Origin of the sequence: Microbacterium sp. (assembly GCF_049650565.1) — a bacterium.
In the GTDB taxonomy this organism is placed as follows: Bacteria; Actinomycetota; Actinomycetes; order Actinomycetales; family Microbacteriaceae; genus Microbacterium.
Genome location: NZ_JBASAK010000098.1, coordinates 1 through 19343 on the forward strand (window position 1 = coordinate 1; position 19343 = coordinate 19343).

At 64.4% G+C, this 19343-nt stretch carries 14 protein-coding genes and 1 pseudogene; 3 read left to right on the forward strand and 12 right to left on the reverse strand.

Annotation, left to right across the window (positions count from 1 at the left end; all coding sequences use genetic code 11):
• Positions 1-87: 87 nt before the first annotated feature.
• The 3 genes from WA967_RS15130 to WA967_RS15140 form a co-directional block, all read right to left on the reverse strand.
• Positions 88-792, reverse strand: coding sequence for a response regulator (locus tag WA967_RS15130; RefSeq protein ID WP_424424301.1), 705 nt, complete (start codon positions 790-792; stop codon positions 88-90).
• Positions 789-2405, reverse strand: a complete 1617-nt coding sequence (locus WA967_RS15135; protein ID WP_424424304.1) for an ATP-binding protein — start codon at positions 2403-2405, stop codon at positions 789-791. Before WA967_RS15135 ends, WA967_RS15130 begins: the two co-directional genes overlap by 4 nt.
• Before the next feature lie 259 nt (positions 2406-2664).
• Positions 2665-3330 (reverse strand): hypothetical protein, encoded by a 666-nt coding sequence (locus WA967_RS15140; protein ID WP_424424306.1) that lies wholly within the window; start codon positions 3328-3330, stop codon positions 2665-2667.
• Between the two features lie 257 nt (positions 3331-3587).
• On the opposite strand from WA967_RS15140, the gene WA967_RS15145 reads away from it, so the two are divergent.
• The gene (locus WA967_RS15145) at positions 3588-4103 is read left to right on the forward strand and encodes a TetR/AcrR family transcriptional regulator (protein WP_424424309.1); all 516 of its coding nucleotides are present in this window, start codon (positions 3588-3590) and stop codon (positions 4101-4103) included.
• A 21-nt stretch (positions 4104-4124) separates the two neighbouring features.
• Positions 4125-4352: pseudogene (locus WA967_RS15150) on the forward strand (PIN domain-containing protein); the annotation flags it as partial.
• A 183-nt stretch (positions 4353-4535) separates the two neighbouring features.
• Here WA967_RS15150 and WA967_RS15155 read toward each other — a convergent pair.
• The 7 genes from WA967_RS15155 to WA967_RS15185 all read right to left on the reverse strand — a co-directional run bounded on the left by WA967_RS15155 (position 4536) and on the right by WA967_RS15185 (position 12906).
• Positions 4536-5864: a type II toxin-antitoxin system HipA family toxin gene (locus WA967_RS15155; protein WP_424424311.1), complete on the reverse strand. Its 1329-nt coding sequence runs from the start codon at positions 5862-5864 to the stop codon at positions 4536-4538.
• Entirely contained in the window at positions 5861-6145 is a 285-nt protein-coding gene (locus WA967_RS15160) for a helix-turn-helix domain-containing protein (RefSeq protein ID WP_424424313.1), read from the reverse strand. Before WA967_RS15160 ends, WA967_RS15155 begins: the two co-directional genes overlap by 4 nt.
• Before the next feature lie 111 nt (positions 6146-6256).
• Positions 6257-7978, reverse strand: a complete 1722-nt coding sequence (locus WA967_RS15165; RefSeq protein WP_424424316.1) for a DNA/RNA helicase domain-containing protein — start codon at positions 7976-7978, stop codon at positions 6257-6259.
• On the reverse strand, positions 7975-8301 hold the full coding sequence (locus tag WA967_RS15170; RefSeq protein ID WP_424424318.1) for a nucleotide pyrophosphohydrolase: 327 nt from the start codon (positions 8299-8301) through the stop codon (positions 7975-7977). The genes WA967_RS15165 and WA967_RS15170 overlap by 4 nt, the downstream gene beginning before the upstream one ends.
• Before the next feature lie 26 nt (positions 8302-8327).
• On the reverse strand, positions 8328-11216 hold the full coding sequence (locus WA967_RS15175) for a DUF3427 domain-containing protein (RefSeq protein ID WP_424424321.1): 2889 nt from the start codon (positions 11214-11216) through the stop codon (positions 8328-8330).
• Between the two features lie 8 nt (positions 11217-11224).
• On the reverse strand, positions 11225-11623 hold the full coding sequence (locus WA967_RS15180) for a (deoxy)nucleoside triphosphate pyrophosphohydrolase (RefSeq protein WP_424424323.1): 399 nt from the start codon (positions 11621-11623) through the stop codon (positions 11225-11227).
• A 161-nt stretch (positions 11624-11784) separates the two neighbouring features.
• On the reverse strand, positions 11785-12906 hold the full coding sequence (locus WA967_RS15185) for a PDDEXK nuclease domain-containing protein (RefSeq protein ID WP_424424325.1): 1122 nt from the start codon (positions 12904-12906) through the stop codon (positions 11785-11787).
• Positions 12907-13003: 97 nt separating this feature from the next.
• Between WA967_RS15185 and WA967_RS15190 the strand changes: the two genes are divergently transcribed.
• A complete protein-coding gene (locus WA967_RS15190) occupies positions 13004-14827 on the forward strand; it encodes an NERD domain-containing protein (RefSeq protein ID WP_424424326.1) in 1824 nt (607 codons plus the stop codon).
• A gap of 10 nt (positions 14828-14837) precedes the next feature.
• Here WA967_RS15190 and WA967_RS15195 read toward each other — a convergent pair whose 3' ends face one another.
• Both WA967_RS15195 and WA967_RS15200 read right to left on the reverse strand, forming a co-directional pair.
• A complete protein-coding gene (locus WA967_RS15195) occupies positions 14838-17891 on the reverse strand; it encodes a DEAD/DEAH box helicase (RefSeq protein WP_424424328.1) in 3054 nt (1017 codons plus the stop codon).
• Positions 17888-19258 (reverse strand): EH signature domain-containing protein, encoded by a 1371-nt coding sequence (locus tag WA967_RS15200; RefSeq protein WP_424424330.1) that lies wholly within the window; start codon positions 19256-19258, stop codon positions 17888-17890. The genes WA967_RS15195 and WA967_RS15200 overlap by 4 nt, the downstream gene beginning before the upstream one ends.
• Between the last annotated feature and the right edge of the window lie 85 nt (positions 19259-19343).

Below are 19343 nucleotides of genomic sequence, written 5' to 3' on the forward strand. Positions count from 1 at the left end.
GGCGGCGGGCGTGCTGGGCGCCAGCGGGGCGCTGCTGCTGGTGGCGGCGGGGGCGGGCCTGGGCGTGCCCGACGATCGCGGCACCGGTCAGTCGGAGGTGGTGGCCCGGTAACGGTGCTCAGGACGGCCGGTGGCTCCGTAGCGCAGCGTCAGCTCGACCGAGCCCTGCTGCGCGAGTGCGGAGAGGTAGCGCTGAGCGGTGGGTCGGCTCACGCCGATGCCCCGCGCCACCTCGGCGGCCGAGACATCGGCATCCGCTCTTCTGACGAAGTCCCGCACGAGCTTCATGGTCTCGGAGGACTGACCCTTGGGCGGGGCGGCGATGGTCCCCGTGCGCATCAGCTGGAACAGCGAGTCGACCTCCTGCTGATCGGCTTCGGCGTGGCGGGCGCCCAGGTCCTGAAGGCGCAGGCGCAGGTCGCGGAACGCGTTCAGCCGCTCGGCGAAGGTGGCGAAGCCGAACGGCTTGACCAGGTAGTGCACGGCGCCCTGGGCGATGGCGGAGCGGATGTGGTCCAAGTCCCGCGCGGCTGAGATGACGATGACGCCGGGCGGGTCGGGCAGGTCGACGATCCTGCGCATGAGGTCCAGGCCCGAGCCGTCCGGCAGATACAGATCAAGCAGTACCAGGTCGGGTCGGGTGTCGCGGATGGCGATGAGCGCGTCGGAGACGGTGTGAGCCAGGCCGGTCACCTCGAACCCGCCCATCTTGCCCACGAATCCCGCGTGGATCTCGGCGACGCGGTAGTCGTCGTCGACGATCAGGGTGCGGATGCTGGTGGTGTCGTTCACAGTGACACCGCCTCGGAGTCCTCGACGGGGTGGGGCGTGCCGTGCCGGGGCATGGTGACGGTGAAGACGGCATGCGGTCCGCTGGAGACCTGCACCGTGCCGTGCTGCTGCGTGACCACACGGTGCACCAGTGCCAGGCCCAGGCCGCGCCGCCGCACGCCGTCGTCGGGCTTGGTCGAGAACCCGTCCTCGAAGACCTTCTCGTCGCTGCCGGCGGGCAGGCCCGCGCCGCTGTCGGAGACCTGCAGGTGCACGTCGTCGGCGTCGCAGCGCATGTCGACCTCGACCGTGCGCGGAGCGGGCCCGGCGTTCGCGGCGTCGATGGCGTTGTCGAGCAGGTTGCCCAGCACGGTCAGCAGCGCGCGGGGGTCGCCGTCCTGCTCGGACAGCTCGGACTCGTCGGTGAGCGTGAGGGTGACGCCGCGCTCGGAGGCGACGACCGACTTGGCCACCAGCAGGCCGACCAGCTGCGGGCTGGCGATGCGACGCTGCAGGCGCATGGCCAGGTCGGTGGCGGTGGCGGAGAGCTCGTGGATGTACTCGACGGCCTCGTCGGTGCGGCCCAGCTCCAGCATCCCCGACAGGGCGTGCACCCGGTTGGCGAACTCGTGCTGCTGCGCGCGCAGCGCGTCGGTCAGGCCGCGGACGCTGTCCAGCTCGCGCAGCAGACGCTCCTGCTCGGTGCGGTCGGAGATGGTCACGATGTGGCCCAGATCCCGGCCGCGCAGATCCACCGGCATCCTGTTCATCACCAGGCAGTGCTCGTCGGTGAGCACGACCAGGTCGGTTCCACAGGTCGTTCCGGTGAGGATGTCGCGGATGCGGCCGGCCGGCACCAGCTGGTCGATGCGGCGGCCCTTCGCTGCGGGGTCCAGCCCGAGCAGCCGGCGGGCCTCGTCGTTCAGCAGCACGACCTCGTTGCGCGGGCCGAGCCCGACCATGCCCTCGGCGATGCCGTGCAGCATGGCCTCGCGCTCCTGCAGCAGCGAGGCGATCTCGTTGAGCTCCAGGCCGAAGGTCTGGCGCTTGAGCCTTCTCGCGAGAAGCAGCGAGACGGTCACGCCGACGGCCAGGGCGATGCCGGTGTACAGCGCGATCGACGGCACCAGCCGCCACAGGCTGCCGGCGATCTCGCCGGCGTCGATGCCGACGGAGACCTCGCCGATGATCGACCGGTCGGCGGCGCGCAGCGGCACTTTTGCTCGGGCGGAGAGCCCGAGGGTGCCCTGCTCCATGTTGACGACGGTGCGGCCGGCGAGTGCACCGCTGGGGTCGGTGGAGACGTGCTCTCCGATGCGCTCGGGGGTGGGATGCGAGAAGCGGATGCCGGCGGCATCCGTCACCACGACGAACAGCGCGCCGCTGGCGTGCCGCACCTCCTCCGCGCGCTCCTGCACGAGGCCCGTCGGGTCGTCGCGGGTGACGGCATCCGAGATCTCGGGGTCGACGGCCACGGTCTGCGCGATCGCCAGCGCGCGCTGCTCGTACTGGTGCACGAGCATCTCGTGCACGAGCCACAGCGAGAGTCCGAAGGCCACCAGCAGCACGGCGAACAGCACGGCCAACTGGGTGCGCAGGATGTTCGTCGACAGTCTGATGCTGCTGCGCCCCATCGCGATCTCCTACGGGTCCTTGCCATGGCGTCGTCGGGTCCGCGTCGTCTCTGAGGCGGCAGCGCCATGGCCATCTTCGCACCTGCGCGGCCCGGTTTCGGGGTCGTGCGCGTGAGCAGAACGCACGAAAGTTCTGCCTGGCAGGTCACCGCTGGGTGGCCGTCGGGCCGTGCGGGGTACGCCTCCGCGATGCCGTCGCCGGTCGGGATCTCGAAGTGATCGATGGCATGGCGGCTCCTTCGTTGTGCGGGAGCGCCGGTCAGAAGAGCAGCACGATGCCGACGATGGAGAGCACCAGGCCGGCGATGGCGAGACCGCGGCCGGAGACAGTGATCTTGGCGCGGTTCATGCCGACGATCGAGAGCACGAGTCCTGTGACGCCGGCGGCGAGGCCGAGGATGAGCGGCAGGAACACGGACACGAGTCCCACGACGAATCCGGCGACCGCGATGCCGTTGCCCTGACGGATCTGCGGCGCGGGCTGCATGACGCCGTACGGATACGGGTTCTGCGCAGCCGGGGATGCCGGGCCCGGGTACGTCGGCACGATCTGTCCGGGCTGTGCGGGGTAGGGCTGTTGCGGGTAGCCCTGCTGCGGGTAGCCCTGCTGAGGGTAGCCCTGGGGTGTGTATCCGGGCTGTGCCGGGTAGCCCTGTTGCGGGTACCCCTGCGGCGCATGGCCGGGCTGAGTGGGATAGCCGGGCTGTGGCGGGCGGTAGGGCTGGATGCCGTGAACGGGCGGAGCGGGCTGGGGCGGCACGACCTGCGACGAAGCCGGTGGGGCGTACGGGTCGGGGGCGGCCGGTGGCGCATATGGGTTCACGGGCGCCGGCGGAACAGGCGGGACCGCCGCCCGTGGCGTCTCGTGCACGATGAACGCATCGGTGGGCATGTCTTCGGGGTGCCGGGGGTTCGGGTCTGGCATGGACGCTCCTTCGGTGCAGTGATGTCCCGCCGGGCACCCCGGCAGCGGTGCCGGTCACGACGATCCGGCGAAGAGCGTCGGATACGAGCAGATTAGCAACAGGCGGTGGCAGCGTGGGGCGGATCCGAGTCGCCTGCATCCGTTCGCACGGGCTTGCGCAACGCGCAGTCTCCATATCTTTTACCGTCCCGTACCGATATTCTGGGCCAGTGCCTCGCCCCCGAAGTGAGAAAGCCCGTCAGTCCGTGCTCGCAGCGATGCGCAGCACACTCGCCGCCGAAGGCTATGAGGCCGTCACGATAGAAGGTCTCGCCGCCGACGCGGGCGTGGCCAAGCAGACGATCTACCGGTGGTGGCCCTCGAAGGCCGAGATCCTCGGTGAGGCTCTGCTGGAGGGCGCGCTTCCCGGGTCCGATGTCGAGGTTCCGTTCACGGATGATCTGGGTGCCGATCTGCGCACCTGGTTCGCGGCGACGTCGGCTGCGCTGTCGGATCCGGAGGGCTCGACCATCGCGCGTGCACTCATTGCCGTCATAGCGACGAACCCCGAGTTGGGCGAGAGGCTGACGGCGAGCCTGGTCGAGCCGATCCGCAGCTGGGTGATCCGAAGGCTGCAGGTCGCGACGGATGCCGGTGAGGTGAGGGCGGATGCTGAGGTCATCGCCGACCAGTTCGTCGCCATCGCGGCCTTCGACGCGCTGCTCGGGCGTCCCCTGGAGCCCGCGTGGATCGAGGAGACCGTGCGGGTGATGCTGCAGGGGATCGCGAAGTAGGATCCGCGTATTCGTTTCCCGATCTGGTCAGATCGGATTCTGAAGGAAGCTGCGGACGCGATCCATATGGTCCGTTCGTCGTTCGAGCAGAGCGCGATAGATCGACGCATCAGCTACATGAATCAGACGTTCCCCGGTGCCCGCGTCGGAGACTTCGACGAGATCGAGGAGAGCCTGCGTGGGCTGCCGGACCCGGAGGACCGCCACGTGATCGCTGCAGCCATCCGCGGACGGGCGGATGCGATCGTAACCGCCAACCTCCGCGACTTCCCGGCGGCGGAACTTCGAAGGCAGGATCTCGAGGTGATTTCCCCCGACGAGTTCCGGCTCAGCCAGCTGGATATGCGGAGTCCGGATGAACAGGCGCAGGTCGGGGCCGATGATTACGCCGGCGTCGTTGAGGTCAGGGCGAGTCGAGGAGGGCGTGGCTGTTCAAGGTCGCTGCTCGAGCTGGCGCTTCAGCTGCTGAGTGCGCTCGCTTGCTCGCTCGATGAGAGTCGCAGCGAAGCGTCGCTCCTCCCCGTCGAGCGAGGCCTCCTCAGCCGCAAGGCTCAGCGCGTCCGGCAACCCGTCGATGTATGTCCGTGCGCGCGAGTGCACCCAGTCTTCCGTGGCTCCCCGCCCCAGAACATCGTTGAAGACGCTCGCCTCGCGCACGATGTGTCGAGGCTCTATCTCGAAGGTGCGGTAGTGGCCGTCGAACGACATCGCGAGCTTTGCGTTGCGGCCGTTGATCTCGGGGTACGCCAGTGCCGAGCCGAGGTCGTACAGAGGCGCGAGTCGAGGCCATCCCGTTCGAGTCGTCGAGGACAGCACTGCATAGTTCTTCGCGTGGGCGTCGGTGCCGAGCGCGGCCCAGTTGAAGATCGTCGCGTCGAAGAACTTCAGCGCCTCCATGGGGGCGGCAGGACCGAAGGAGTCGAGGATGAGCCTGGAGATCGCGGCGATGCCCGGACCGCCCTCGTTCTGATACTTCGCGGTCGGATGCGTGCCCGTCGCTTGGGCGAAGTCCTCTTGGTGTCTGCGGACGATCGCCGAATCCGCCGCCGGTTCGCCGTGTTGCCGATACCGGTCGAAACGCTCGACGACGATGGCGCTCTCGTCTTCGAAATGCACGATTCGGCTGCGCGCGACATCGATCTTGAGGTGGCGTGCCGCACGCATCGTCAGGTGCTCGTTCAGATCACCGCGGCGGAGTCCCGCCACGCCCGGTTTGACGATATGCGTCGACGCGGCTCGACCATTCGCAAATCCCCACGCGTCCGGGCCGCGGACGAGGGTGAACTTCGACTGGGCTCCCGAGAGCGAGAAGTACCCACCCTCATGTTCTGACGCCACCCACGCGGAGGGATCGGCTCGCAGTGCGCGCAGATGCGATGCGATGACGGAGTCGTCAACCCAATCGACGCCGCCCTGCCCGTCGAGTTCCGGACCATCCCACTGGGTCGAGTCGACGAGCTGCACGGCGCCGGCCGCGTCCAACCCGACGTTCGCAAGCAAGCGCATCGGGTTGCGCGGGGAGACGCCGAATGAGCGTCCCCAACGTTCCAGCACTTCGGAGTTGTCGGGGAGAAGATTCCAGAGGAAGTTCCCGGGTGCGTCACCGGAATGCCGGCGTCGGCTCTTCGGCAGCGACAGTGACAGCTCAAGGCGTCCGGCATCGCGCCGCCATGCTGGATCGAACTCGAGAGCGACGTCGCCGCCGTCCTGCTGCGTGAACCAACCGATACGTTGTCCGCTGAGGTAGGCGGTGAGCTTCATGGCTGCGCCTTCGGTGTTTCCCATGGGTCGACGACGTCCATGAACATCGGATCCGGATCGACGTCCTCTTCAGCGATATCGACCGTGGCGTACAGATCGAGCGCATTGAGCACCGCCATCAGGCTGTCGACGCTCGCGCTTCCGGCGTGGCCGGATTCGAATCGCACCACCCATTGGCGGGCACGTCCGATCCGCTGTGCGAGGTCAGTCTGGGTCAGGCCGAGTTCCAGGCGGCGATCGCGGACGATGTTCGCCCAATCGCGTGAGGCGTTCACCAGCACGGGGCGCTCCCTTCCATTGCCAATGCGTACGAGAACTCAGACATCGACGGTACTGTACGAGGATTCTGACACGATGATGGGTGTACGTCAATGCGTACACCATCAGGTCGCTCAGCCGAGCAGCCCCCGCATCCGCTCCCGCAGCGCGGGATCGCACACGTACACGTACGTCCCCAGCATCCCGCGCGTGAGCAGCACTCCGTAGATGTTGCGGATGAACACCAGCAGGTCGGCGTCAGTGAAGGCGCCCTTGAGGTGGCCGGTGTTCTCCTTGCCCTTCTTGTCGCGGTACGCGTCGCGGTCGGCGACGATTTCGCGGTCGGAGGACAGGCGCAGGTCGGGGCCGATGATCACGCCGGCGTAGTTGAGGTCGTAGCCCTGCACGGTGTGGATCGAGCCGACCTCGTCGAGTGAGCCGGGGGAGTTGATCCAGTCCTTGTCGGTGCTGTTCCAGCGCATTCGCTCGCCGTCGATCTCGATGTCGAAGGATGCCGGATCCTTCTTCGACACCCAGTCCCACGCGTATCCGGCGACCAGCCTCGACAGCCCGACTTCGCGGTCTCGGGCGCGGATGGCCCGCCGCATCTCGCCGAGGTCGTCGAAGAACCGCAGGTCGTAGTCGCCGAGGTCGGGGCGCTGCACGGGTGCGCCGCGTAGCAGCATCCGGATGTACTCGACGTAGTCGGCGCCGGCCCGCACCCGCATCTGGGTGGTGAGCGGGTAGTGCCGGTGCGCGTTCTTCGCCGCGGTCAGTTCGGCGCTGAGGGTGGCTGGCGAGAGGTCGTGCGGGCGCACGGTCTGCTCGCCATCGAGCAGCAGAAGCTGGTGCCGGCTGCGCGCCTTGATCCAGTCGAGCTGCGTGTATTTCGGGTCGTCCGCGCCGAAAAGTGCCCGGTTGATGAGACCGAACTTCTTGTTCTGCACGCCGGATGCCTGGTTCGCGCGCTGATTGAGACGGTGGGTCTCGTCGACCAGGATCAGGTCGAATCCAGCATCCGATTCCCCCACCTGGAACGGCGTCAGCACCATCGACGGGTCGAGCTTCGGGGTCTTTCGGAAGACCTTCTTGACTGACAGGCGCAGCGACTGCTGCGGGATGACCAGCGCCATGCGCAGGTCCTTGAGCGCGTCGGCGTTCTCGGGCGTGAAGAACTCCGCGAACATCGAGTCAGGCTCGACGTCGTCGTGATCGGTGAAGTCGCGGATGTCGGCGAGCAGCTTCATGAGGAAGATCGCGATGATCGTCTTGCCGGTGCCGGGTGCGCCCTCGACGACGAGGGTGGATGTCTGGCCTGGATCCTGAAGGTCTTTCAGCAGGCCGTCGACGATGTCCTCGACGGCGATGGCCTGGTCGTCGGTGAGGGCCTTGAACGGCGAGAGCTTGAACAGGTCGCTGTTCTCGATCTGCGGGATGCTGCGGCTGAACAGCCCTTCGGCGCGCAGCGCGTCGAACACGTCGCGGAACGACTGCCGGTACAGCTCGCGGTCGTAGTAGCGGGCGTCGGTGAGGCCGTCGTTGCCGTTGAGTAGCTCATACTGGCCGTCGCCGTGGAACCAGCGGATCAGGTGCGATTCCAGATCGAGGCAGACCGACTTGTTGTAGCGCTCGTCGATCACCACGCGGATGTCGGTGAGCCCCGTCTTCGCGGGGCTTGCGAGGTGCTGGCGCATGCGCTTCTGGGTGCCGGTCGTCTCGCCGACGTAGAGCTTCTGCGGTGTGTTCGCGCTGTCGAGAACGTAGACGACGGGCCAGTTGATGAGGGGCTGGTTGCGTTTGGCCCAGTCCTCGACGTGATCCTTGTGGAACGGGATGCGCTGGATGCTGAAGCTCACCGCTCCAGCTCCGTGTACTTGACCATCCGCCCTTTCGCGAGCTCGATCGGGTACTTGGCGCGCGTCTTCTCGAGCTTGCTGAGGATGATCTCGTCAATGTCGACGCCGATCTTGTTCGCCAGATGGATGCAGTAGGTGAGCACGTCGGCGAGCTCTTCCTCCACTCGCTCCTGGTCTGGCGTCTGCCCCCACTGGTACAGCTCCAGCAACTCGGCGGCCTCGATCGAGATGCTCTTGGCGAGGTTCTCGGCTGAGTGGAACTGGTCCCATTCACGCTCGGCGACGAAGGCTCGGAGTGCGGCGAGAGTTGCGGGGGAGGGCATGGGATGCACGGTAGCAGGGCGGGTCGCTAGACCCGAGTTCCTGCCAGATACTCATACAGGCTCCGCTCCAGTGGGGACTCGATCCCGAGATCCATGGTGACGACGTTCAGTGGAACGCCCTTTGCATCGGGCATCTTGGTCTGCACCGCGTTCGAGGAGCGGGCCTCTCCAAGGAAGTAGAAGTCTGTCCCCTCAGCGTCGTCCTTCTTGGCGAAGAGGTAGAGCGGGATCTTGTTCTCGACGATGGCTTTCACTTCGCCGCTCTCAAGAGTGCGGCGGCTCCGTGTGAACCAGTGCAGAGTTGACTCGTTCAGGAATTCGTCGCCGTACGCTGTGCTGGCAGAGATATCTTCATGCTTGTCGTAGGTGATGAAGATCGGGCAGGACATCGATGTGTAGTCGACCTTGTATCCGTAGATCGTGCTTTGGACGTTCTTCTGCCAGTTGAGAAGGCGGCACGCATCCTTGCGTGAATATCGTTGCCCGACCACCATGCTGCCGTTCCATTGATACCGGTGGCGGGCGAGGAAGAGGCCAGTATCGATGATGTCGTCCAAATGGCTCGCGAAGAGAGGGTCTTCAGCGACGCTGGCGGCAAGATCAGTCGACAGCGAGATCTGATCCCCGAGCAGCTGGGCCACGGGCGTCCCATACTTCGCGCGCTCAGCCTCCGTGAAGAAGTCGAGTTCGATGATCCGCACAACGGATTCGATAGTTGCTGAGTCTGAGGTGGTGCCGTTGTTGGCGAGCAGCTGCCGATAGTCGGATGTGCTGATGCGTCGTTCGGGGTTGTCGAGCAGAGCTCGCAACAGCAGGAGTTCGTGCGGCCGCTTGCCGTTGAGAATCTCGTTCGACGCGAACGTGAGCCATCCGGACTGCTGCGGCGTTGGTCCGCGATCGATGCGCCTCAGCGAGTGGAGGAGCTGCCAATAGTTGTCACGCTTGGTCGCAACGACCACGGGATCGGCGGTGTCGAAACGAGCGAAGTCCAAGAGGGTGGGCGGGTGATTGAGTCGATTCTCGAGCTCGACGATCGTCCGCTTGAGGTTCTGGATGCTGTCGAGCTTCGTCTCGGCGAGAGACCGGAAGATTCGCTCGCGTGAGATCTTGTCGAAGTTGACGCTGGAGAGCCCGGAGATCGCGCCTGCCTCCTGCGAGTCCATGATCTTCTTGCGGATCGAATCCTTATTGAGGCTGTTGTCGCCGAACAGCGCGATCGGGATCAGATAGTTGTTGGTGTAGTTCCCGATGAAGTCGATGACGATCAGGTGGTCTTTGCCTGCGGCCTTGCGTAGCCCTCGACCAAGCTGTTGCGTGAAGATGATGCTGGACTTTGTTTGACGCAGCATGACGACCTGGTTCACCGTCGGGATGTCGATGCCTTCGTTGAAGACGTCGACAGTGATGATGTAGTCGAGATCACCTGACTCCAACCGCTCAACGGTTGCCTCTCGGGTCTCGCTTGAGTCGTCTCCCGTCAGAGCTACGGTTCGCAGGCGATGACCGTGGACTTCGCGTTGGTTGAGAAGCGTTGCAAGTTCGTGCGCTTCGTCCTTGCGGCTGCAAAACATGAGTCCCCGTACGGGGACGCCGACATGGCCGTATGTCTCGATGGCGTTGATGATGTGATCCGCGCGCTCGGGTGCGACCAGCGTTGCGAGCTGACTCGCGTCGTCGATGACCTCATCGTCTTTCACGAAGTCCGTGACTCCGTAGTAATGGAACGGTGCCAGCATCTCCTCTTCAAGAGCCTTCTGGAGGCGAATCTCGTATGGCACGTTGAAGTCAAACAGTTCGAAGACGTTGAATCCGTCGGTGCGCTCGGGAGTAGCTGTCATTCCGAGAAGGAACTCGGGCTTCAGATAGTCGAGCGCCTTGCGGTAAGAGCCTGCACCGGCGCGATGGACTTCGTCGATCAGGACATAGTCGAAGTACGCGGGCGGGATCGAATTGAGGTTGTCGGCGTTCGTCAGCGACTGGATTGTCGCGAAGACGTACTTGCGGTCAAGTTCGCGTCTTGACCCGACAAACTTTCCGAAGTCGTCTGGAGGAGCACCAAGCACACGACGGAACTCTTCGATCGCACGATCGAGGATCTGGTCGCGGTGGACGACGAACAGCATCCGCTGTGGCGCGAACGCCTGAACATCGAGTGCAGAGAGGATCGTCTTTCCTGTGCCCGTCGCTGAGATGACGACGGCACGCCTCTCGCCGGCTTCGCGTAGCTTCTGGATCTCGACGAGTGCCTCGGCTTGCATGGCGTTCGCAACAATCGGCGGCGATGCGGTTCCCGGATTGCTCCCGCCGCCGTTGATGACCGATGTACGCGGGATGGGAGCCACATACGTGACTTCGTACGCGTTGACCCACTCTTCGGTGAGCCGGTTCGAAGCCGCGAGCTGCGCGTCGACTGCGCGGCGTAGCTGATCAACGATGTCGCCGTCGGGGAGTGCCGAGAATCGGAGGTTCCACTCCTGGTTCGTGAGCAGGGCTGATTCGGTGAGGTTTGAGCTGCCGACGATTGCCGTGGTGCTGTTCGGCTGCTCGAAGAGGTAGCCCTTGGCGTGGAAGCCGCCGCGTTCCCCGGAGTAGACGAAGACATCGACTCGGGGGATATTGAGTAGTTCTCGGAATGCCGCCGGCGAGTTGAAGCCGAGGTAGGTGGACGTGATGATCGTGCCCTTACCCGGGAAGTCCAGCAGCGCTTGTTTGAGCATTGCCACGGCACTCGTCGTGACGAACGCCGTCGAGAAAGTAAAGGTGAGCGAGCGGCGCAACTCGTGGCGGATAGCACGGAGCATCGTGTTCGCACCGTCGTTGGCGATGAGCAGCGGGTGGAAGAGCTGATCTGATTGGACCGACTTGTCAAGGAAGCCGAAGGCGTTGTCGAGTTGCAGTTGTGATGGCGCGTCCATGTAACGCCCTATGCGGCAAAGTCGCGCATGATCTGCTGGACCGCAGGGACATCTGCCGGGGCCCATTCCACTGAGTCCAACTCCGCCGTGGGGATCCACCGAATCTCGGAGTGCTCGGTGAGATGCGGCTCGCCATTTACAAGTTTTGCGTAGAACGTCGTGAGCGTTACGATCCCGAAGTCGTACTCGTAGCTCGTCGTCTCAACATGCTCGCCCACGTCGATCGTGCACAGCAGCTCTTCCTCGAGTTCGCGACGGAGCGCTTGTTCGGGAGTCTCGCCCGTCTCGATCTTGCCGCCAGGGAACTCCCACTTACCGGGGAGCGACATTGACGGGCTCCGCTGTGCCGAGAGGATCGTTCCGTCGCGAACGATGGCTGCTCCGACGACGTTGATCTGCCTCTTCACGTGACTCTCCGAACGTTGGCGGGTGATGGGGCCAGCCTATCGACAGGGCCGCGTTCGCCGGTGCGCACGGTGCCGAGGTGGGCACAGCTGGGACGGCAGCATCAGCTGCTTCTGTACGACGTAGCCTGCACTGCAGGGCTGCCGAGGCATGGTGCTGATCGTCACGCTTCTTCCGGGGCGCTCCTTTGACCGCCCTCAGAAGCATCAAGCTGCCGCCGGGCTAGCCGTTCCTGGGCATCGCGGTAGATTGCGGTGATCCGAGCCTCGAGCTCCGCCTTCGGTGGAAGAGTCGTCCAGTACTCGGCCACGACAATGCCGTCCTTGTTCAGCTCCAGCAGCTCGATCTGCTCACGACTTGCTTCGGTGCAGAGGATCAGGCCGATCGGGGTATTCTCGCCCTCGCGACGCTCGTACTTGTCAAGCCACTTGAGGTAGAGGTCCATCTGGCCCTTGAAACTGGGCTTGAACTTGCTGATCTTCAGTTCCACGGCGATCAACCGGCGCAGCGGGCGGGAGAAGAATAGTAGGTCCAGAAAGAAATCGTCGTCACCGACCGGCATTCGCTTCTGCCGCGCGACGAACGCCCACCCGTCTCCGACTTCAAGTAGGAACGGCTCGAGATCACGGATGATGGCATCTTCGAGATCGCTCTCTGTGTAGGCGTCGTTGAGTCCGAGGAAGTCAAGAAAGTACGGGTCGCGGAAGCTGTCGAGCGGTACTACTGCTCCGTCCGGATCCTGCGTGTTGGCGATTTCGTTGCGCTCGTAACCCTGGCGGCCGATGAGTTCGCGCAGCGCGCGCACGCTGAGCTGCATGGTTGTGGCTTGCTTGGTGTAGAAGTCTCGGGCCTCGGGGCGAACAGGGAGCAGCGCCAGAAAATGACTCCAACTCAGTCGCCGTGCCAGTGAGGCGACGATGTCAAGGTCGGGGAATGCCTGTGCGAACCGAACCATCCGCGTCAGATTCGTGCGGTCAAAGCCGCGCCCGAATCGCTGCGTCAATTGTTGTGACAGTGTCGCAACAATCTGTCGACCGTAGTCGGCCCGGCTCTCCTTGAGCACCTCAACGTCGATCATGCGACCGATGTGCCAGTTCAGCAACGTGAGGGCTGCATTGGCCTGGATTGCGACGGTGGTGCGGGTCTGCTCGATCAGCTGGGAGACGCGCTCTATGAGTGGACCGTCCGACGGCGTGAAAGGTGCTCTGCGTGGAGCCGAGTTCTCCGGCATGACTTCCTCCCTGAGTGGGGCTTGGCGAGATGCGACTGTGAAGCCGCCGGCCATGCCCTGGAGCCTACGAAGGGCCTCCGACGTTGTTCTCGACAGTCGAGGTCCGTACACGTGCGACCCCACGTCGGACCGGCCCGCTACCCTGAGCCCCATGACCCGCATGATCCCCGCCCGCCCCCGTGCCGGCGCCAACACGTCCGAGAAGCGCATCTTCGACGCGTTCGCGGGGGCGCAGGATGCCGATGACTGGATCGTGCTGCACAGCCTGGAGATCCGCCGTCACGCAGCGCAGTTCCAGGGCGAGGCCGACTTCATCGTGCTGATCCCGGGGCGTGGCATCGTCGTGATCGAGGCGAAGAGCCCGGAGTACGTGGAGTACAAGGACGGAGAGTGGCGGCTCGATCGGGTGCCGAACCCGGGCAAGAGCCCGTTCGCGCAGCTGGACGGCAGTATCCGCAGCCTGCGCGGCTACCTGAAGCACCGGGAGATCCTCACCGGCAGCGAGCCGATCGCGCGCCTCGTGTGGTTCACGTCGCTCGAGCGGCACCAGTTCAACAACGCCACCCCGGGCGACATGCAGTTCTTCGAGTGGGAGCTCGCGTGGCGCGGTGATCTGCAGCATCCGATCAAGGCGTTGGGCCACCTGCTCGACGAGCACGACGCGTGGTACTCGGCCGTCGAGGGCGTCGAGCACGACCCGTCGGTGATGACGGCCGAGCACGTCGAATCGATTGCATCCGCTCTGCTCGGTGACTTCGCGGGCGGACGCACAGCGAAGGACCGCAAGCTCGAGCGCCTCGACGACGAGCGCCACCTGCTCAAGAGCCAGGCGCGGGTGCTCGACATGATCGAGCGCAACGACCACATCTACTTCGACGGCCCCGCCGGCACGGGCAAGAGCTATCTGATAGCGCAGCTCGCCAAGCGCTGGCGCGGCGGGCACCGCACCCTCGTCGTCTGCTGGAACGTGCTCATGGCCGACGAGCTGCGCGACATGCTCCGCACTCACCGCGACATCGTCGTCGCCGACCTCAACTCGCTCATGCTGCGGCTGGCAGGACTCGACGAGAACCCGGCGGATGCCGGACGCGAGTGGTACTCGGAAGAACTGCCTGCCCTGGCACTCGCCGCCGTGCAGGCGGATCCGTCGCTCGGCGCCTACGACGCGATCTGCGTCGACGAGTTCCAGGACATCGCGGGCTTCCCCGCCGTGCTGGATCTGCTGTTCGCGCTCGCGGCATCCGGTTCGGCGAACGGCACCAAGCTGGCGTTCGCCGGCGACCCGCACCAGCAGATCCTGCGGCCCGCCGACGCGCACGTCGACCCGTATGCGGTTGTGCGCGAGCGCATCTCGGACCTGGTGCACGTCGCGCTGCGTCGCGGACTTCGGCAGGTGAGCGGGCTGACCCGCTCGGCCGAGGAGTTGCTGTCGCGCAAGTTCGGCTACCGAGGGCACCGGACGACGTCGACGATCGAGGGGGCGCTCGAGATCAAGAGGGTTTCGGATGCCGGTGATGCGTCGCACGCTCTCGCCGAGGCGCTGCGCGAGCTGCTGGAGAACCACCAGGCGCACGACATCGTGATCCTCAGCCCGTTCGGAGGGCACCGTTCGCTGGTCGGCCGGCTGCTGGCCGCGGAGAACTTCTCGAAGGAGGAGCGCTGGCTGAGGGATCGGCTGCGGGTGACGGATGAGGTCGCGTCGGTGGAGCTGGGGCGGGTGGATCTTGTCGAGGCGCCGGTAGCCGCAGTGGTCCCCGGGCCTTCTCCTGCTTCTGCGCTTCCGAAGGCGCCTGCAGGCCGGGTGCGGTGGGGGTCGATCTTCAAGTACAAGGGCCTGGATGCCGAGGCTGTGATCCTGACGGACATCGGCGACGACGCCGTGAGCTTCGTGCGCGGCGAGGGCCTGGACTGGTTCGACCTGCTGTACGTCGGGCTGACGCGGGCGCGGTATCGGTGCGTGGTGGTGCCTAACTGATGGGAGCTGCTCAGCCCGCTTGAGCGGGCGTTGGCGAGAGGTTGAAGATCGACATCAGCTCCGACTCACTGACCTCGCCCTGCTCCATGACGGCGTCCTTGATCATCACCTTGCTTGCAAGCAGACGGTCGATGAGAACGTCGAACGACTCGTGCTCGGGATGGATCGACGCCGGGTAATAGACATGGACCTCGCGTGTCTGTCCGATTCGATATGCCCGGTCTGTCGCCTGCGCTTCTTTAGCCGGGTTCCAGTGACGCTCGAGGTGGACGACGTGATTGGCGCCGACCACAGTCAGGCCCGTACCCGCCGCGATCGGAGACATGATGATGACGTTGAAGCCATCGGTCGCTTCGAAGTCCTCGATCAGTTGCCGCCGGGAGCGCTGCGTGGGCTTTGCGATCGCCGCTGTGTCCCCGTTGATGATGTAGGGACGCAGACCGTACACCTGCAGAATCCACAGGGATAACAGCAGCTGGAGGTCCTTGGACATCGCGAAGATGATCACCTTCTCTTCCTTCTGTCTCACGGAGTCGAGGATGTTCACCAGGCCGATCAGTTTTCCGGACTCCCGCATCTGAGACTCAGCGGTGGCTCGGGTCGCGGGCCAGTCGGGATGCGAGCCGTGTAGGCCGAGCTCTGGATGCACGCTCACCGCGCGCAGCTGTGTCAAGACCGACAGAGGATGGCTTGAGGGGGCGTCTGGTGCCTGCACGCGCGAACGGAGGATTCCGTCGTACGACGATTGCTGAGCAGGCGGCATTCGCTGCGCGAGAGCAACCTGTCCATCCTCCGAATCTCCCGGTGTGAAGGGCGAGTGCACGTGCTTCGCCGGCAGGCCTTTCAGATGGTCCTCTTTGATGCGTCTCAGCATGAACGGACCTACAGCATCGCGCAGACCTTTTCCTTGGACCAGCCGGATGGAGTCTCTGGACTCGTCATCGGCTTGAAGGATCGGTGCGATCCACGTATCGCGGAACGTATTCCAGTCACCGAGAAGTCCCGGCTGCGCCGTGTCCACCAGGCACCAGAACTCGCCCAGAGAGTTCTCGACGGGAGTGCCGGTGGTGACGAGCTTGAATGTCGCGCGCAGCCCCTTCGCGGCTCGAGTGCGCATCGCGTTCGGGTTCTTGATCGCCTGAGCCTCGTCGAAGACGACGACGCTCCAGTCGATCTGGGCCATTGACAGCTGATAGTCCCGCAGGGTCTCGTACGTAGTCAGCACGAGTCGCCCTGGCAGGTCGAGTCGGTCCTGACCGCTTTCTGAACCGGTTCTGAGGGTGAGACGCAATCTGCTGCTTTCGATGCGCTCCTCGGCGTCCAGCAGTGACGATGCCTGTCGTGTTTCACGTCCCCTGCCAGGGTGGGAGAATCGGCGCAGATCGCGGCTCGACTGGAGCACGACGATGTCCGTGAAGGGCGATGCGCTGAAGCTCTTGGCGACTTCGGCTTCCCAGTTCTCCAGGAGGCTCAGCGGCGCTACTACAAGCGTCGGCCGGACGCGGTTCGCCCCGTGAACCGCCCGGACTCGTGAGTTGTACTGCGCGATTGCGGCCAACGCCATGAACGTCTTGCCCAGCCCCATGTCATCTGCGAGCAGTGCGCCTTGCAGCCGGTACAGCTCGTCCTGATCCTCGGAGTCTGCTGCCGAAATCAAGCCCAGCAACCACTCGATGCCCTCGACCTGGTGAGGGAAAGGAGCGCGCGCGAGCGGCGTGCGATCCAGTTGAACCGTGGTGGATGCTTCCGCTGCCCGTTGTCGCAGGCTTTCGATGACATCGGCAGTATCGCGGAGAATCAGCGATACCTTCTCCGCACGCTCGACGGTGGCTGCGGAAGGTCGTTCGGACGGCGCCGGGTTCGCCAGGTCTCGTCGGATCTTCACGATCTCTTCGAGTACCGCGTCGGGATCCGAGACATCGATCAAGTGATCCGAGAAGTTCAGCGCGGTTGCACCCTGAGTAATGGCGGCGGAGAGCTGGCTCTCGAAAGCTGCGATATCGTCAGGACTTCGGAGCAGAGTCGTCAGGATCGACGCAGGACTCAGCAGCGTGTCGCTCTGAAACCAGTCGATGCCACTCGCGGTCAGGTCGGTGAAGTCAACGTGCTGCACGGTACCGACACCCTCGACCCTGACGGAGAAGCCAAGATCAAGGTCGACCAGGGCTGCGTCGAGGAATGCGCTGGGGGCTTTGAGGAATGAGGGGACCTGTGCGGCAGGTACCGTTCTGTGTGTGAGGACCTCTCGCACGCCGTCCATGGCTTGCTCGTCAAGAGCGACAATGTGCTTCTCCACGCGGAGCACTCCGCGGGCGTTGTTCGTCGACAGTTGGCGCCAACGTGACTCGAGCAGGGACGGGTCGACTGCGGCATCGAAAGTTGGAGTGAGGGTCAGATTCCCGGAGGAGTCCATTCGTCCGCTGACACCCACACGTGTCGGGCTGGAGACTTCCCAGCCGCCCCGCGCGAAGTAAGACACGCGGATGTGGTCGTTCGACTTCGAAGCGGCCAGAAGGGTTCCGACGAGCGCAACGTTCGTGGACTCATCACGCTCGGCCTCCGCGAGTGCGGAGTGCTGTCCGATCGACGTGAGCGCCGTCCACTGCGCGTCATCAGCACGATATCGGCGACCGCCGACGAAGAGGCATCCGCCTTTCACCGTCAGTGCCCGATCCTGTCCATCGATCGGCGTTGTGGCATAGGCGCGGAACGCGTGTGATGTTGTGTACGCATCGAAGTTGACATCGATACTGGCGACGAACAAAGGCGGTAGAAGCAGGGCGTCTGCAAGGGCGGGATCGATGCGCACGATTGCGTCTGAGGCGACGCTGAAGCCGAGGGGGAGCGGAGCGGCCAGTCCCTGCTCTTGAAGCATCTGCAGTGCCACGAATTGCGTCAATGTCGTGGCATCGGCGCTGCCTTGTGCGACTTGCTCCAGCGTTCCGTCGACGAGGACAAAGTTGATACCGTCCGAGTCGATCTCCTGCACGAATCTTGCGGGCGAATGCGTGCCCTGATTCGTTCGACGGGTCAAGATCTGCTCGACGAGGTCTCTCAAGCTCATTTGATGTCTTTCGAAGTTCGTGCCGCTGAGTCGTAGGAGAGTGCGGCCATCATCGCGTACTCGGGCGTGCGCCGGAAACGCGAGTAGTCGTGGCGCTCGAGCACGGTCTCCGGATTGACGTGGATCAGGTGACGGGCCAGGTAACCGAGCACTCTGTCCTGCCAATGGGCTCGGTGCACGAAGTCGTTGCGGTTGAGTGGCCCAGGCGCACCATGTTGTTTGTCGAATGCTTCAGCCATGCCCGCTGTGAGCGACGCATACGTGTAGCTGTATCGATGCCAGTCCGTCACGTAGGACGGCGGTTCCAAGAGGTATGCCCAGAGCTTTGTGTTGTGGGTCCCCTCGATCATGTGGAAGTCGCCGCAATCGAGGTAGATCAGGGCCCGTTCGCTTACCCCGTTGCCCTCCAGCAATGGGATGCTCAGCAACGATCGGCCCCGCCGCTGGACGGCCGACCGTGCGCGCCCACCGAGGAACAGGCGGGAACTCTCGACGTGACCATCCATGAGCAAGCCTTCGAGGAACTTCTTCCGGGGAAGGAACATCCGTGTCATATCGTCGTTTCCGGTCTCCGCGGCGAACGATTTCAGCGAGTCCAGGAACAGGGCGAGTTCGTCGACTGCGATCCAGCGCGTGACCGTTCTGACACGCACGGGGCCGAGCTTTGACCACCATTTTCTGAAGTCATCGCTGTTCACCCTCCGCGGGTCGGAGGCGATGTCGAGGACAGCCTGTTGCCAGTCGGCAGGCGGCGAGGCCTCGCCGGCGCGATCGATCATCACGCTGAGAGCCGCATGGCCGAACAGGTGACCGCCGATGTGAGCAGCATTATGCAGGACCGGCGATCGAAGCTCGGTGAGCAGCGGTCCAGCATCATCCATGGGTATCGTCTTCAACTGCTCGAGGACGAGATACTGTCGCACGAGTTCGCCGAAGCGCCCGCTCATGAAACCGTCTGTGCCGAAAAACCGCACGGCGGCTTCGTACTGGCGTCCGGCGGCATACGACTCGTGGGCGAACTTCTCAGGTGCGCTCCGAGCGAGCAGGGTTTCTGCATGAGTGCTCAGAGAGGGGACGATGCCAGCAGTTTCAGGTGCACTGTCTCCGAACTCCAGGGCTCCCGTGCGCAGTGTGTCTTGAAGCTTCTGAAGGACCGAACGCCGTGTGCGGCCTCCTGGTGCGTCAAGCGTGTCGAAACGCTCGAAGTAGAGCCGTGCAAGGAAATGCAGGGTTGCTCTCGAAGGAGTGTGAGCAGCAACAGCGTCGAGCAGGAGCGTTGACACGGTGTCACGGCAATCGCCGTCTGTTTCCACCCACAGCCAAGCCAGTGCTCGTGCCATCCGGGCCCCGTCGATCAGCGCGACCACGTCGGCCTCTCGGCCTTCTCTGAGCGGTATGCGGATCGCTTTCGCTGCCGATCGAACATCTCCTCCTGCGAGCGCACGATCCGAC